We start from the raw sequence: 15,501 nt of genomic DNA on the forward strand, positions 1-15,501 counted from the left end.
CAGCGCGTAACGTCGGAGGAGTGGGGTACCTGTCGGGTGACCTCCACTCGGACGGAGCAAGCAATGCGCACCACGCAGACCTGTGACTGCCACCCCGACTACCACGAGCTCGGCGTGCACCGGCCCGAGCTCGAGCCGACGAGCCCACCGCCCGCCTGGCAGGGCGTCGCGTAGCTCCTCGCCTCAGAGCGCCAGCGCGGCCCGGTGCTGGTGGGGCGCGCCGAACAGCTGGTTGAGGGCGTGCGCGCGCTTGAAGACGACGTGCGCGTCGTGCTCCCAGGTGATCGCGATGCCGCCGTGCAGCTGAATGCACTCGCCGGCGAGGTGGCTCGCCGCCTCGAGGCAGTACGACGCCGCCGTGCGGGTCAGCTCCTCGGCGTCGGCGGCGCCGGTGGCCAGTGCGTAGGAGGCCGCCCAGGAGGCCGAGCGCCCGATCTCGAGGCGGGCCAGCATGTCGGCCATCCGGTGCTTGAGCGCCTGGAACGACCCGATCGGTCGCCCGAACTGCACCCGCTCCTTGCTGTAGTCGACCGTCATCCGCAGCGCGCGGTCGCAGAGACCGACCGCAAGGACGGCGGCCGCGGCGGGACCGACCAGCTCGGCCCGCGCCCGGGCGGCTGCACCGTCGCCGATCACCGTGGCCGTCGCCGACGACCGGTCGAGCCGGGCGAGCCGGATCGTCTGGTCCATCGACTCCGCCCACGTCGCGGTGGCCCCGGTCAGCTCCACCAGGTCGTCGCCGTCGATCGCGAGGACGATCGCGGCGCGGTCACCGTCGAGCACCGGGCCGTCGTCGAGGACGAGCGTGGCGACCTCGCCGGCGGCGATCCGCGGGAGCAGTCGCGCCTTCGCGTCCTCGGAGCCGCCCGCGAGGAGCGCCTCGGTCGCGAGGACCGTCGCGAGCAGGGGAGCGGGCGCGATCGCACGCCCGAGCTCCTCCAGCACGACCGCGGTCTCGAAGAAGGTCGCCCCGGCGCCGTCGTACTCCTCGGGGAGCGCGAGCGCCGGCACACCGATCTGGTCGCACAGCGTCGCCCAGGCGACGTCGGGGTCGTCCTGCTTGGCCAGCACGGCGCGGACGGTCGAGGCGAGCTCCGCCTGCTCCTCGCTCAGTGCGAACTCCATCACGCGCTCCCTGAGCCTGTGGGGGTCACGAGCGAGTCGAGGATCCGGGACCGGTGGAACGCCGGGGTGCCCCAGGCGGTGACGAGGGCGCGGATCTTGGTGATCCAGATGCTGAGGTCGAACTCGCTGGTGTAGCCGATCGCGCCGTGGACCTGGAGCCCGGTGCGCGCGGCGAGGTACGCCGCGTCCGCGCACTGCACCTTCGCGGCCGAGACCGCGCGCGCGGCGTCGCCGGTCGAGCCTGTCGAGACCAGTGCTGCACCGTGGACGAGCGGCCGGGCGAAGTCGAGCGCGATCCGCACGTCGGCCAGCTGGTGCTTGATCGCCTGGTAGGAGCCGATCTCGCGGCCGAACTGACGCCGCTGTTTCGCGTAGGTCACCGTGTCGGCCAGCACCCGCTCGCCGAGCCCGAGCAGCTGGGCCGCGGTGGCGAGGACGGCGAGGTCGAACGCGCGGTCCGTCGGGGCGTCGCCCGCCGACGCGACCTCGAACAGGTGGCGGGTGCGGTCCACCGAGTGGCGGCGCTCGCCGGCCGCGGACTCGCGCAGGCCGTCGGGAGTGGCGAGGTGGACCGTGTCGGCGACGTCGGCGTCGAGGGCCCACGGCGCGTGCGGGGGCACCGCGACCGTCGCAATCCCCTCGACCTCGTGGCCGAGGGCGACGGGCAGGTAGGCCGCCGACTCGACCCACGGGCCGGGCACGGCGTGCCGTCCGAGCGCCTCGAACGCGATGACGACCTCGACCGGAGAGGCCTCGGTGGCGAGCATGGTGAGGCCCTGCTCGGCGAGCCGCTCCCAGAGCTTGAGCCCGGGGGCGTGGTCGCCGGCCGCCCAGGAGCGGGCGGCGCCCACCGTGTCGGCCGACGCCAGCAGGGAGTCGAGCGACGCGGCGAAGTCACGCTGGTCGGTGGTGAGCTCGAACTTCACTTCTGGGCCCCCTTGGGCTCGCGCGGCAGGCCGAGGATCCTCTCCGCAACGATGTTCCGTTGGATCTCGTTGGTGCCGGCGTAGATGGGTCCCGAGAGCGCGAACGTGTAGCCGTCGAGCCACCGCGAGTCGACCTCGGCCTCCGGTCCGAGCAGGTCGAGGGCGGTCTCGTGCAGGGCGATGTCGAGCTCGCTCCACCACACCTTGTTGACCGACCCGGCCGCGCCCATCTCGCCTCCGTCGGCGAGCCGGGTGACCGTGCCCCACGTGTAGAGCCGGTAGGCCTCGGCCTTGAGCCAGGCATCGACCACCCGTTTGCCGAGGTCTTCGGTCGTCGAGTAGTCCGAGCCGCTGGGCGAGGACGTATCGAGACGCCGTTCCTTGTACAGCTCGACCAGTCGGTCGGCGGCGGCGCAGAAGCGGCCGGGGGAGCGCAGCGAGAGCCCGCGCTCGTTGCCGGCCGTGCTCATCGCGACCCGCCAGCCGTCGCCCGGCGCGCCGAGCACGTCGGCGTCGGGCACGAACACCTCGTCGAAGAACACCTCGGCGAAGCCGGCCTCGCCGTCGAGCTGGGCGATCGGCCGCACCGTGACGCCCTCGGCGTCGAGCGGGAAGAGGAAGTAGGTGAGCCCGTTGTGCCGGGCGGCCTCGGGGTCGGAGCGGAACAGGCCAAATCCCCAGTGGGCGAACGTCGCGCGGGACGACCACGTCTTCTGGCCGTTGAGCACCCAGCCGCTCTCCCCGGTGGTCGAGCCTGCCGAGACCCGACGAGCGGTCGACTTCAGCGACGCGAGGTCGGAGCCGGCCTCGGGCTCCGACCAGCACTGTGCCCAGATCCGCTCGCCGGACGCCATCGTCGGCAGGAACCGGTCCTGCTGCTCCTGGGTGCCGTGCTCGAAGATGATCGGCGCGAGCAGGAAGATGCCGTTCTGGGAGACCCGGCCGGGTGCGCCGGCGCGGTAGTACTCCTCCTCGAAGATCACCCACTCGACGAGCGACGCCTCGCGCCCGTAGTACTCGCGCGGCCAGGACACCACCGACCAGCGGTCGGCGGTGAGCCGGGCCTCCCACTCCTGGTGGAGGCGCCAGCCCTCCTCGGTGTCCATCGACGGCAACGGCTCGGCCGGCACGTTGGCGGCCAGCCAGGCACGTGCCTCGTCACGGAAGGCGAGCTCGCTCGGAGAGAGTTCAAGTTCCATCAGTTCTCCATGATCGGTGGTCGTGTAGTCCGAGCGCGCTAGCGCGATCTGTCGCGAGGGACGAGCGAAGATGTATCGAGACCCCTCAGCTCTGTCTTGAGCACCTTGCCGGACAGGTTGCGGGGGAGGGACTCCACGGTCTCCACCACGCGCGGCACCTTGAAGTTGGCGAGGCGCTCCTTGGCGAACGCGATCACCTGGTCGGCGCTCACTTCGGTGGTCGAGCTTGTCGAGACCACGACGTAGGCCTTGCCGACCTCGCCCAGCCGCTCGTCGGGCACGCCGACCACGGCGACGTCCTGGACGCCGTCCATCCGCATCAGCGTCTGCTCAATCTCGGCGGGATACACGTTGAACCCGCCCGAGATGTACATGTCCTTGAGTCGGTCGGTGATCTGCAGGTTGCCGTGCTCGTCGAGGGTCCCGACGTCGCCGGTGTGCAGCCAGCCGTCCTCGTCGATCGCCTCGGCCGTGGCCGCGGGGTCGTCGAGGTAGCCGAGCATCACGTAGTCGCCGCGCACGAGGAGCTCGCCGGCCTCGCCCTCGGGAGCGTCGATGCGGGTCTCCATGCCGGGGATCGCGCGACCGCACGTGGTGGCCACGACCTCGGCGGAGTCGCCCTCGCGGCACATGGTGACCACGACGGCCTCGGTCATCCCGAACGCGGTCACGACGTGGTCGATCCGCAGTTCGTCGCGCATGCGCTCGATGAGCACGACCGGCACGACGGCCGCACCGGTCACCGCCAGCCGCAGCGAGGAGAGGTCGAAGTCGCCGCGGTCGGGCGCGGCGAGGATCGACTGGTAGAGCGTGGGCGCGCCGGGGAACAGTGTGATCCGCTCGTCCTGGATCAGGCGCATGGTCGCGGTGACGTCGAACGTCGCCACCGGGTAGAGCGTCGCGCCGGTCAGCAGGCCGACGACGATGCCGATCTTGTAGCCGAAGGAGTGGAAGAACGGGTTGACCACCAGGTAGCGGTCCTCGGCATCGACGCCGCCGAGCTCGGCCCAGGCCCGGGCCACGCCGATGGTCTGCCGGTGCGCGCTCATCGCGCCCTTGGCCCGGCCGGTGGTGCCGGAGGTGAACAGGATGTCGGCGACGTCGTCGGGCGTGACCGCGTCGGCCCGGGCCTCGACCTCGGCCGGGTCCACCTCGCGGACCTGCCGCTCCTCGCCGCGATGGTCGAGCGAGAGCTGGGGGAGCAGTCCGAGGGCGCGGACGCTGACGATGTCGCTGGCGGCCCGCAGCTCGGCGATCTGGCTGCGGCCGAGGAACCCGTCCGCCACCAGCACCGTCGTAGCCCCGGTGCGGTCGATGAGGTCGGCCACCTCGTGCCCGGTGTAGCGGGAGTTTGCGGGCACCAGGGTGCCGCCGGCGTACGTCGTCGCCAGGGCCGCGACCGCCCACTCGATGCTGTTGGGGCCCCACACCACGACCCGCTCGCCGGGGGCCAGCCCGTGGGCGACGTAGCGCCGCGCCAGCTCGCGGACGCGCTCGAGCAGCTCGGCGAAGGTGAGCGTCCGCCCGCCCTCGACGTAGGCCGGCTTGTCGCCGTACGTCTCGGCCGCGGCGCGGAGGATCGCCGGAATCATGTCCACGACCACAGCCTACCAAGCATTTGCTTGGTATGGTGCCGGTGTGGACCTGACCGAGAGCGCCGAGGACGCCGCCTTCCGCGAGGAGGTGCGGTCCTGGCTGGGTGACCACCTGGTCGGCGAGTGGCGCGACCTGCGAGGCCTGGGCGGGCCCGGCCGCGACCACGAGGCGTTCGAGGAGCGGCTGGCCTGGAACCGGTTGCTGGCCGAGCACGGCTGGACCTGCGTCGGCTGGCCCGAGGCGTACGGCGGCCGCGGGCTGTCGTTGTGGCAGCAGGTGATCTTCCACGAGGAGTACGCCCGGGCCGACGCGCCGCACGGTGTCAACCACCTCGGCGAGACGCTGCTCGGGCCGACCCTCATCGCGTTCGGCACCGACGCGCAGAAGGAGCGGTTCCTCCCGCCGATCCGCGCGGTCGAGGAGCTCTGGGCGCAGGGCTACTCCGAGCCGAACGCCGGCTCCGACCTGGCCAACGTGCAGACCAAGGCCAGCCTGGTCTCGACAAGCTCGACCACCGAGCAGGAATGGGTCGTCGACGGCCAGAAGGTGTGGACCTCCAACGCCCACCAGAGCGACTGGTGCTTCGTCGTCTGCCGCACCGAGCCCGGGTCGACCCGCCACCACGGCCTGTCGTTCCTGCTCGTGCCGCTCCGGCAGGACGGTGTCGAGATCAGGCCGATCGAGCAGCTGACGAGCGGCTCGGAGTTCAACGAGGTCTTCTTCACCGGTGCCCGCACTGCCGCCGACCTCGTCGTCGGTGAGGCCGGCCAGGGCTGGGGCGTCGCGATGGGACTACTCGGCTTCGAGCGCGGTGTCTCGACGCTCGGCCAGACCGTCGGCTTCGCGCGCGAGCTCGACGACGTCGTGGCCCGGGCGAAGGACAACGGCAGCATCGACGACCCGGTCGTGCGCGACCGGCTGGCGCAGCTGAAGGTCGAGCTCAGCGCGATCCGCAGCTTCGCGCTGCGGGCGCTCGCCCTCGTCGAGGGAGGCCAGGACTCCGCCGCGGGCGGGGGAGCGGGCTCGATCTTCAAGCTGGCGTGGGCCGGCTGGCACCGCCGGCTCGGCGAGGTGGCGATGGACGTCGCCGGTGCCTCCGGGCTGCTGACGCGTGGCACCGAGGTGCCCTACGACCTGGACGAGCACCAGCGGCTCTTCCTGTTCTCGCGCTCGGACACCATCTACGGCGGCAGCGACGAGGTCCAGAAGAACATCCTCGCCGAGCGGGTGCTCGGCCTACCGAGGGAGCCGAAGGGATGACGACGACGAGGGCTGAGCAGCCGACCCCCGACTACGTGCCGGGGCACGGCCTGCTGCGCGACCGGGTGGTCGTCGTGACCGCGGCCGCCGGCGCCGGCATCGGCGCGGCCGTCGTACGACGCGCGCTGGAGGAGGACGCGAAGGCGGTCGTCTTCAGCGACACCCACGAGCGCCGGCTCCAGGAGGCCGAGGAGAAGCTCGCGGCGGAGTTCGGCGCCGACCGGGTGCGGCAGCTGGTCTGCGACGTGACCGACGAGGCGCAGGTGCAGGCGCTGCTCGACGCGGCCGACGAGCTCGGCGGGGTGGACGTCATGGTCAACAACGCGGGGCTCGGCGGCACCGCGAGCGTGCTCGAGATGACCGACGAGCAGTGGTCCAAGGTCCTCGACATCACCCTCACCGGCACCTTCCGTTGCGTCCGCGCGGCCGGGCAGCGGATGGTTGCTGCCGGGAAGCAGGGCGTGATCGTCAACAATGCCTCGGTGATCGGCTGGCGGGCGCAGGAGGGCCAGGCGCACTACGCGGCCGCGAAGGCCGGCGTGATGGCGCTGACGCGGTGCTCCGCGATCGACCTGGCGCCGCACGGCATCCGGGTCAATGCGGTCGCTCCCAGCCTCGCCATGCACCCGTTCCTGGAGAAGGTGACCTCGCCGGAGCTGCTGGAGGAGCTCAAGCAGCGCGAGGCCTTCGGCCGGGCGGCCGCCCCCTGGGAGGTCGCCAACGTGATGGTCATGCTCGCGAGCGGATACTCGTCGTACCTGACCGGTGAGGTGATCAGTGTCAGCAGCCAGCACGCCTGAGGGCGGGGTCTCGACAGGCTCGACCACCAGAAGAGCCGAGCTGCTCGCGATCGCGGCCCGTCTGTTCGCCGAGAAGGGCTTCAAGAACACGACGGTCCGCGACATCGCGGACGCCGCGGGCATCCTGTCCGGCAGCCTCTACCACCACTTCGACTCCAAGGAGTCGATGGTCGACGAGATCCTCTCGACCTTCCAGGAGGCGCTCTTCGCGCAGTACGACGAGATCCTCGCCAGCGACGACGACGCGCGCACCAAGCTCGAGCGGGCGGTGCGCGTCTCCTTCGAGGCCATCGAGCAGCACGGCCCCGAGGTGGCGATCTTCCAGAACGACGCCGACCACCTCGTCACCTTCGAGCGGTTCGGCTACCTCGCCGACCGCAACGCCCAGTCCCGGCAGGTTTGGGTCACCCTCCTCGAGGAGGGCGTGCGCACCGGTGTGCTCCGCGCCGACCTCGACGTCACCCTCACCTACCGCTTCATCCGCGACACCGTGTGGGTCGCCGTCCGGTGGTACCGCCCCGGCGGCAGGCACACCCACACCGAGGTCGCCGACCAGTACGTCCGCATCCTCCTCGACGGGATCTCCGCCTCGTCGGTCGTCGAGTAGCCGCCGAGGAGCGAGGCGGCGTATCGAGACGCCCCAACCGAAGGAACCAACATGACCGAAGCATTCATCGTCGACGCCGTCCGCACGCCGGTCGGCAAGCGGGGCGGCGCCCTCGCCGCCGTGCACTCCGCCGACCTCGCCGCCCACACCATCGCCGCGCTGATGGACCGCACCGGCGTCGACCCGGGCGCGGTCGACGACGTCATCCTCGGCTGCTGCGACACCATCGGCTCGCAGGCCGGAGACATCGCCCGCACGGCGTGGCTGGTCGCCGGGCTGCCCGACCACGTCCCCGGGGTGACCATCGACCGGCAGTGCGGCTCCTCGCAGCAGGCGGTGCACTTCGCGGCGCAGGGCGTCATGTCCGGCACCCAGGACCTCGTCGTCGCCGGCGGCGTGCAGAACATGAGCGCGATCCCGATCTCCGCAGCCATGCTGGTCGGCCAGCAGTACGGCTTCTCCACGCCGTTCGCCGAGTCGCCCGGCTGGCTGAAGCGGTACGGCGACCAGGAGGTCAGCCAGTTCCGGTCGGCCGAGATGATCGCGGAGAAGTGGGACATCTCGCGGGAGGAGATGGAGGGCTACGCCCTCGCCTCGCACGAGCGGGCCCGGACCGCGATCGCCGAGGGCCGGTTCGACAACGAGGTGGTGCCGTTCTCGCTGGAGGACGGCACCGTCTTCACGACCGACCAGTGCCCGCGGGAGACCTCGCTGGAGAAGATGGCGGGTCTCGAGCCGCTCGCGCCGGGTGGTCGGATCACCGCCGCCGTGGCCTCGCAGATCTGTGACGCCTCCTCAGCCGTGCTCATCGCCTCCGAGGCCGCGGTCCAGGAGCACGGGCTCACCCCGCGCGCCCGCATCCACCACCTCTCGGTCCGCGGCGACGACCCGGTCTGGATGCTGACCGGCCCCATCCGCGCGACCCGCCACGCGCTGGAGAAGACCGGCCTGAGCATCGACGACATCGACCTCTTCGAGTGCAACGAGGCGTTCGCGTCCGTCGTGCTCGCGTGGATGAAGGAGACCGGTGCCCCCCACGACAAGGTCAACGTCAACGGCGGCGGCATCGCCCTCGGCCACCCGATCGGCGCCACCGGCACCCGGTTGATGACCACGCTCCTCAACGAGCTCGAGCGCACCGGCGGCCGCTACGGCCTGCAGACGATGTGCGAGGGCGGCGGCCAGGCCAACGTCACGATCGTCGAGCGCCTGGGCTGAGCCATCGGCCGCTGCTGTCTCGGTGGCGGCGGCTCCCGACGGGACGGGCTGGCGGCGTGTCGACGCGATGGGCCTGTCCGGCGAGAGGACGCCCATGGCGCCTACTATGACGAAGGACGCGCGTGCACTGAGCCGCGGGTTTGGCGCCGCGCACCCAGTGGCCTCCGGTCCAAAGGTGCCATTCGAACTGGACGCCTCAAATGTTCTTCACGATCGGCCAGTGGAATCGTGACCTAGCGGTTACAGTCCGTCTGCCCAGCCTCACTCGCACTCGGGGGAACGACTTGAGCATCAGAATGTCACTGGACGCAATCGACAACTTCGGCGGCATCGACGCCGACGGCGACGCGCTCTTGCGAGCCTGCTTCACGAACCACGAGTCCTACGTCTCTGCAAGGGACATGAGCAAGTTCTTAGTGCTCGGACGTAAGGGCGCTGGCAAGACGGCGATTTACAAGCAGCTGATACTGACGAACGAGCCAGACACCTTCTCGTACGGTTACAGCTTCGACGACTATCCGTGGCATCACCACGACCTCCAGGCAGAAGTGGGCGTACCGGAAGAGCGTCGGTACATCCACAGTTGGAAGTACCTGATTCTGATGGGCCTGTCGAAGATCCTCCTCAACTACGACCAAAGCCAACCCTGGTCCGTGTCCGTCATGGACTCCATTGGCGCACTCGAGAACTTCGTCGTCGACTCCTATGGATCTCGTGACCCCGACTACTCACAACTCTTCAGCCCGGGAAAGGAACTCCGCTTCAAGGGTGGGCTGAACCTGAAGTTCGCGCAGATCCAAGCGGAGCGCGTGTCGATTGAGGATCTGCCGGTGCATATTCAGGCCATCAACCGTGCGGTTCAAGATCACGTGCTCGCTGCACTCAACCCGAACAACAACTACTACATTTGCTTCGACCAACTCGATCTTGGCTTCTCGACGGTCGATGAGAAGTATGGGCAACGCCTGACGGGCCTCCTGATCGCGGCGCGCGACCTCTTTGTCGCAGCCAAGGAGGCCGGCAAAAGGTTCAACCCAGTCATCTTTCTTCGCGACGACATCTACCAGGATCTTCAGTTTGAGGACAAGAACAAGATCACCGAGAACTACTCAACTCGCCTGCACTGGGAGGTAGAGGGTCCAGGTCTAACGCTGAAGCAACTCATGGAACGTCGCTTCACAGAAGTACTCGGAAATGGCACGGCGGTTACTTGGGAGCAGGTTTTCGACGAGTCACCCGAGACCCGCATGCCCGGCAGGCAGTCGAAGTACCAGCACATCTGCGATCGCACTCTTCTGCGGCCGCGAGACATGATCAAGTTCTGCAACGAGATTTTGAAAGAGCATCGACGAGACGAGGATGGGTCTCCACTCTTTGGCAACCCCGCGATTCACGCCGCACGGGACCCCTACTCGGACTACTTATTGAACGAGATCGATGATGAGATCGCGAAGCACGTCCCGATGTATAAGGACTACCTAGAGGTGCTAAAGATAGTTGGATCAGAGAAGTTTGAGTTCACGGCTTTCGCGGACGTTTTTGACCAACGTGAAGAGTTGGCAGGACATAGCCCAATGGACGCCTTGGCTGAGTTGTTCGCATTCTCAGTCATCAGTTATCTGAGACCGGGCGGTCGCGGCGGGGGATCTGAGTACGTATGGCGCTACAAGGACCCGCGGGCGCGGTTTGACTCAAATATCGATTCGTTTCGAGTCCATCCCGGATTCAAAGAGGTTCTCGGGCTCACGCGATGACCCGCGATCCCTACCGGCGCCCTCCAAGAACTGATGACAACTCGGCATACGCCGCGGACACCGGCCCTCGACCGACGCACCCGTAAAGCCGCCCCTATCAGGTGAGCGCACTTCGCCGCTCACGGATCCCATCTCGCACTGGCCCATTGCGCCGCCAACCGAATAGGCACCACGTTGCGCCCGGGGACATAAGATCAGCGTCGCTGATCGCCCTCGCGCCTAGTGACCGCCACGCGACGTGGCCACTCCGACCTCGGCAGGTCGCTCCTGGCAAGCCACGCTTCAATGGTCTCCTCCGATGGGTCGAGAACATAGTCGGCGGGATCAGATCGCACTCCCTCGCCCACGATTGCGAGGGCTTCTTCGAACGTCGTGGTCTCGTCGTGCGCGTAAAGGCCGAGCGTCGCGACTGCAGCGACAAACGCCGGATCGGTTGGGTCTAACGCGCCGCCGAAGCCGAGCTGCTCCCAAACTGTCTGAGTAGCCAAGTGGCGACCGGTGGGCGGATGCCTTCGATCGGGCAACGATGATGGACAACCGACCAGACATGTCAGCGGCATGGCGACGTCGATGACCTCCGCTAGATCGACCTCAGTTACGGTCCCTCCACGTTGGGCGGCCTCAATGCCAAGTCGTTCTGCCTCTCTCGCGGAAATCGCGGTAACGCCTTCCGCCGCAGGCGGCAGGTCACAGAGGCCCGGCGATTCGCACGCATCGGCCGTGTAGACGAACCCGATCCCCGTCGCGTTGAAGAGTGCATGAATGGCTGGAACCCCGGCGCGTCTTGAAGCCGATATCAGGCGCGTAGACTGAAGCTCAGAGCCCCCTCCCACGCGGTAGGCGAGGTCGTAGTACGGCATGGGTCGTGTATAGAAGGCACGCTTTGCCTGAACCCAGAAATCGAACCACCGCGTTCGGCCTTCGATCCACCACTCCAGGTCGGCCCCTGTGCGGGTCTCTGCGGCGAGTCCCCCTAGGTCCACATATGTGAAGGTCGGGACCAGTTGCTCCAACGCCGTCAACAAATTGTCAGTCACTGTCGTCTCGCGCAGCGGCTGAGCCTTATTGACGCGATCCGCGAGCCAGGTGCCAGTGGCAACCGACACCTGAGCGAGAGCCCCGCCGAGTTCGGCGGGATCTCGGTCCAGGTCATGGGCGATTGCGAGATGCTCGGTGTATTCAAGGTTGAGCTGCGTGGGCTGGAGCAGGGTCGTCCCGAAACCATCCGTCATCACGCAATCCTCCCAGCGCCGGCTAGGTTCCGGAAAGGCTTCGAGTCAACGTCGCTGTCGAGGCGGTGCCTCGGATAACACAACCCAAGCCGCCTATCCGCCGCCACCATTCACAGTGCTATGACCGCAACTGCGCCTCGTGCCACCGCACTGCTTCAGGGCCAAACGCCCGAAGATGCGGCCACGGAACCCAGGTCTGGTTCGCGGCCCGGTCGTCGATTACAAATGTAGCCTTCTCGTAGGCCCTCGCAAACGCGTGTCCCCACTCTTCAAGCGCCGTCTCGCGGTTGATGTATCCGCGCTGGATGTACATCGCGAACACATCGAGCATCGCTATGGCGCGATTGACCTCCTGGTAGCGCTCCGGATCGTTGGTTCTGAGGAGCGCGGCCTCATGCTCCGAACCGACCTCGTGGAGAAGTCTGCGACCGCGCTGGACGTCAGAGGCGATAAGCCGCTCGTGCATGGTCAGAAACAGGTCCCTTCGGTCCTGTTCGGATCGCTGCCGGTAGGTGACGGGACTCAGCGTGAGTGCTGCCGACGCGAAGACGAAGGACGCTATCGAGGTGAAGGTCTCCACGAGCAGACAACCTAGTTGATGTCAGTTCCGGGCGGCTGAGGTTGATTCCCCGCAAAGTCCGGCGAAGGTCATTGCGCCGCGAACCGGACACCCAGCCAGCTTCGATGACTGCTGCGCTGAGGAGCAAACGCGAGAATCGGCAGGCCCCGGTGGTACCAGAGGACCTCGGGAAGCGCTCCTCGGTGCAGAGGCTGAAAGGTGAGGACATGCCACTGGATCATGGGTACGGCGTCGCGATCGGCACGTTCGCATCGTTCACCCGCGAGGACCCCAGTGACTTCGGGACCTGGTACCACGGAAAGCTCCGCATCGACACTCCCGCGGGACAGTACGAGGCGGCTCTCGATGTCGACACGCCCAGCGGAGTGGGCGTGAGCTATCGCGTGGTCGACGACCTGACGACCGAGGACATCCCGGTCCTCGCGGCGCTGCCCAACGGCTTCACGCCGCTGGCGAGTACGCCGACGTCCGGTGCGCTCGACTACGTGCGGAGCGAGATCCTCCGCGATGGCTGGGTGGTCCGCCGGCTGCGGAGGCCGGTCGTCGGGCTCACGTCGCGGTGGCGCATCGAGGTGTGGGCGCCGAGCCCCCTCGATCTCGCCGTCGGTCGACTTCACCGATGGTTCGGCTGGATGCGGCTCTGGCGCTGGCGATCCTTCCCGTGGGTCAGCAGTGATGGCGACAACGCGCTGGACGTGCTCGAGACGCTGCTGCCGACGGCGGCGCGCATCCACATCTTCGGTGAGCCGTTCGCGACCGGGCTCGGCGTGCACAACGTGCACCAGAACCAGGGCGACCCGCCGGGGCCGCACCAGGCCGAGAACGCGATCTGGCAGGACGGCGCGGTGCTGGTGGAGCGGGCCGACGGCTCGGTCGCTGTCTGGCAGGTCAAGTTCAACACCCAGTCGCTCCACACCGGTGACGACGGCCTGCCGCTCTGACCGACCAGTGGCTGGGCTGGGAGGATCAGGCATGCCCTGGTCGTCCACCGTCGACATCGGTGAGTTCGTGGTGGCCGCCGGCGCGTTCCTCTCGTCCCGCCCGGTTGAGCACGCTCCGCTGCTCACCGAGGCCGACTACCTGCGCCGGCGCCCGCAGCCCGGTGCCGACCAGTCCTACGGCTGGTGGACCGACGACACCGGCCGGGTCGCGGGGGCGTTCCTCCGTGCGCCGCGGCACCTGCCGATCCTGACCCCGCTTCCTGAGGCAGCGGTGGGGGAGCTGGTGGAGGTGCTGCCGTTCGGTGCCGGCGTCGGTTGTGACGTGACCATGGTCGACGCGGTCCTGGCGGCGTCGGAGCGGGTCGGGATCCCGCTCGTCCCACGGCACCGGCTGGTGATCCACCGCCTCGACGTGCCGCCGCCGACCGTGCCGGTCCCGGGTGCCGCGCGGGTGGCGGGGCCGCAGGACCACGCCCTGCTCGACGACTGGTTCGACCGGCTGATGGCGGCCAACCCGGGCGACCCGAGCGACCGCGCGTACGTCGTCGACGACCCGCTGGCCGATGGTCGGATCACCTTGTGGGAGGTCGACGGCGAGCCGGTCGCGGTGGCGGGTCGGACCCGGGTGCTGTCCGGCATGACGCGGGTCGGGGCCGTCTTCGCGCCGTCCGGTGACCCGCGGCTCGAGACCGCGGTGCTCGCCGCGGCGACGGCCGGAGCGGCGGCGGTGGCCGGTGACGTGCTGGTGCTCGCGGCACGCGACGACCGCGAGAGCGTGGACCGGCTCGCGGCCCTCGGCTACCGGGCGGTGCGCGAGCGGGTCGTGCTCAGCGCAGGATGACCCACCACACGCCGGCGGCGACCGGGATCAGCCCGGTCAGCATCCACCAGGTCATCAGCGAGGTCCGGTTGATCGCCCGCACGGCGGCGATGCCGAGGACGTGGAACGCCGCCCCCAGCAGGATCAGCGCGAGCTGGGCGTCGAGCCGGTCGTCGCTGACGGCGTCGGCGGCCAGGATCAGCCCGACGGTGAGGTGGATCAGCGTGGTGATGATCAGCGCCGAGACCACCCGCCGCTGCACTGTGTGGAGCCGCTCGAGGTCCTTCGGGTCCGCGGCTTTGCGCGGGGCGCTGGGGTCCATCAGGTGTCGACGACGAGGAGGCGACGACTGCTGGCTCACGGTCCCAGGGTATCGAGCCGGCCTCGGCTCCCGGAAATGCGTGGCGAAGCGGCCGGGGACGATGAATGCTTGCGTGTCATGGACATCACCAGGTTCGGCCCCGACGACGTGGCCGCCGTGAAGGAGTGGACCGACCTCCACAACGCCGCCAACAAGGTCGACGCTCCGTGGGAGCACGAGCAGACGGTGCTCCGCTCAGAGGCCAGGTTCCGGCACGGCTGGGACGGTGAGCCCGCGGTGCCGTTCCTCGCTCGCGTCGACGGCAGGGTCGTCGCCAGCGGGAACATCTCGACCAGCGAGTACGACAACCTCCACCTCGCCTGGCTCGGCCTCGCCGTCCACCCCGACCACCGCCGCCAGGGTCACGGCAGCTCGGTCCTCGCCTTCCTCGAGGACGAGGCCCGCCGGCTCGGTCGCACGACCGTCGGCATGGGCGGATGGGAGTCCGACGCGGTGGTCGGGTTCGCCGCCCGGCACGGCTACGAGAAGGCGCACCAGGCGATCAACCGGCGGCAGTACCTCGCCGACGTCGACCGCGCGGAGCTGCAGAGGCGGTACGACGAGGCGCTCGCGCACGCGACCGACTACGTGCTGGAGCGTCGTACGCTCCCGACGCCGGGGGAGGAGCTCGCCGATCTCGCCGAGATGGCCTCGGCCATCAACGACGCGCCCACCGACGACCTCGACATCGAGGACGAGGTGTTCACCGCCGAGCGGATGAAGGCCTACGAGGACGCCATCGCCTTCCGCCAGGAGCGGGCCTACCGGGTCGTCGCCCGGCACGTCCCGTCGGGCCAGCTGGCCGGCCAGACCGTGGTCGTCGTCGACTCCAACAACCCGACCGTGGGCGACCAGCACGACACGTCGGTCGTCGGCTCCCACCGCGGGCACCGGCTCGGTCTGCTGCTCAAGGCGGAGATGCTGATCTGGCTGGCGGAGGACGAGCCGCAGCTGGAGGAGATCGACACGTTCAACGCGGAGTCCAACGACCACATGATCGGCGTCAACGAGCTCCTCGGCTACCGGGTGATGGGTCGCGAGCTCGCGTTCCAGAAGTCGCTCTGAGTTGGCGCCGCAGGAGC

At 68.9% G+C, this 15,501-nt stretch carries 15 protein-coding genes; 8 read left to right on the forward strand and 7 right to left on the reverse strand.

What is annotated here, in order from left to right; translation table 11 throughout:
* Positions 1-183: 183 nt before the first annotated feature.
* Genes DJ010_RS06625 through DJ010_RS06640 form a run of 4 tightly spaced genes read right to left on the reverse strand, consistent with a single transcriptional unit; the run spans position 184 to position 4,842 of the window.
* Positions 184-1,125 (reverse strand): acyl-CoA dehydrogenase family protein, encoded by a 942-nt coding sequence (locus tag DJ010_RS06625; protein WP_109692834.1) that lies wholly within the window; start codon positions 1,123-1,125, stop codon positions 184-186.
* Positions 1,125-2,051, reverse strand: coding sequence for an acyl-CoA dehydrogenase family protein (locus tag DJ010_RS06630; protein WP_109692835.1), 927 nt, complete (start codon positions 2,049-2,051; stop codon positions 1,125-1,127). Before DJ010_RS06630 ends, DJ010_RS06625 begins: the two co-directional genes overlap by 1 nt.
* Complete coding sequence (locus DJ010_RS06635) at positions 2,048-3,250, reverse strand: acyl-CoA dehydrogenase family protein (RefSeq protein WP_109692836.1); 1,203 nt, start codon at positions 3,248-3,250, stop codon at positions 2,048-2,050. The genes DJ010_RS06630 and DJ010_RS06635 overlap by 4 nt, the downstream gene beginning before the upstream one ends.
* 38 nt (positions 3,251-3,288) lie before the next feature.
* Entirely contained in the window at positions 3,289-4,842 is a 1,554-nt protein-coding gene (locus tag DJ010_RS06640) for a FadD3 family acyl-CoA ligase (protein WP_109693142.1), read from the reverse strand.
* Between the two features lie 46 nt (positions 4,843-4,888).
* Between DJ010_RS06640 and DJ010_RS06645 the strand changes: the two genes are divergently transcribed.
* The 5 genes from DJ010_RS06645 to DJ010_RS06665 all read left to right on the forward strand — a co-directional run bounded on the left by DJ010_RS06645 (position 4,889) and on the right by DJ010_RS06665 (position 10,485).
* Positions 4,889-6,106 carry an acyl-CoA dehydrogenase family protein gene (locus DJ010_RS06645; protein WP_109692837.1) on the forward strand — a complete coding sequence of 406 codons (1,218 nt, stop codon included), beginning with the start codon at positions 4,889-4,891 and terminating at the stop codon, positions 6,104-6,106.
* Entirely contained in the window at positions 6,103-6,906 is an 804-nt protein-coding gene (locus DJ010_RS06650; RefSeq protein WP_109692838.1) for an SDR family oxidoreductase, read from the forward strand. The genes DJ010_RS06645 and DJ010_RS06650 overlap by 4 nt, the downstream gene beginning before the upstream one ends.
* Positions 6,884-7,513 carry a TetR/AcrR family transcriptional regulator gene (locus DJ010_RS06655; RefSeq protein ID WP_109692839.1) on the forward strand — a complete coding sequence of 210 codons (630 nt, stop codon included), beginning with the start codon at positions 6,884-6,886 and terminating at the stop codon, positions 7,511-7,513. The genes DJ010_RS06650 and DJ010_RS06655 overlap by 23 nt, the downstream gene beginning before the upstream one ends.
* A 51-nt stretch (positions 7,514-7,564) precedes the next feature.
* Positions 7,565-8,731 (forward strand): acetyl-CoA C-acetyltransferase, encoded by a 1,167-nt coding sequence (locus tag DJ010_RS06660; protein WP_109692840.1) that lies wholly within the window; start codon positions 7,565-7,567, stop codon positions 8,729-8,731.
* Positions 8,732-9,027: 296 nt separating this feature from the next.
* Positions 9,028-10,485 (forward strand): P-loop ATPase, Sll1717 family, encoded by a 1,458-nt coding sequence (locus DJ010_RS06665; RefSeq protein ID WP_146207270.1) that lies wholly within the window; start codon positions 9,028-9,030, stop codon positions 10,483-10,485.
* 194 nt (positions 10,486-10,679) lie between these two features.
* Here the strand turns inward: DJ010_RS06665 and DJ010_RS06670 are convergent, their stop codons facing one another.
* Positions 10,680-11,717, reverse strand: a complete 1,038-nt coding sequence (locus tag DJ010_RS06670) for a DUF6615 family protein (RefSeq protein WP_109692842.1) — start codon at positions 11,715-11,717, stop codon at positions 10,680-10,682.
* Positions 11,718-11,835: 118 nt separating this feature from the next.
* Positions 11,836-12,297, reverse strand: coding sequence for a hypothetical protein (locus tag DJ010_RS06675; protein ID WP_109692843.1), 462 nt, complete (start codon positions 12,295-12,297; stop codon positions 11,836-11,838).
* A 206-nt stretch (positions 12,298-12,503) separates the two neighbouring features.
* On the opposite strand from DJ010_RS06675, the gene DJ010_RS06680 reads away from it, so the two are divergent.
* Both DJ010_RS06680 and DJ010_RS06685 read left to right on the forward strand, forming a co-directional pair.
* Entirely contained in the window at positions 12,504-13,238 is a 735-nt protein-coding gene (locus DJ010_RS06680; RefSeq protein WP_109692844.1) for a DUF2278 family protein, read from the forward strand.
* A gap of 31 nt (positions 13,239-13,269) precedes the next feature.
* Positions 13,270-14,079 carry a hypothetical protein gene (locus DJ010_RS06685; protein WP_109692845.1) on the forward strand — a complete coding sequence of 270 codons (810 nt, stop codon included), beginning with the start codon at positions 13,270-13,272 and terminating at the stop codon, positions 14,077-14,079.
* Here the strand turns inward: DJ010_RS06685 and DJ010_RS06690 are convergent.
* Positions 14,066-14,419 (reverse strand): hypothetical protein, encoded by a 354-nt coding sequence (locus DJ010_RS06690; RefSeq protein WP_146207272.1) that lies wholly within the window; start codon positions 14,417-14,419, stop codon positions 14,066-14,068. The two genes, DJ010_RS06685 and DJ010_RS06690, sit on opposite strands and share 14 nt — an antisense overlap.
* Positions 14,420-14,497: 78 nt before the next feature.
* Between DJ010_RS06690 and DJ010_RS06695 the strand changes: the two genes are divergently transcribed.
* Entirely contained in the window at positions 14,498-15,484 is a 987-nt protein-coding gene (locus DJ010_RS06695) for a GNAT family N-acetyltransferase (protein WP_158282956.1), read from the forward strand.
* Positions 15,485-15,501 lie beyond the last annotated feature (17 nt).

Origin of the sequence: Nocardioides silvaticus, from assembly GCF_003160695.1 — a bacterium.
Taxonomy (GTDB): Bacteria; Actinomycetota; Actinomycetes; order Propionibacteriales; family Nocardioidaceae; genus Nocardioides; species Nocardioides silvaticus.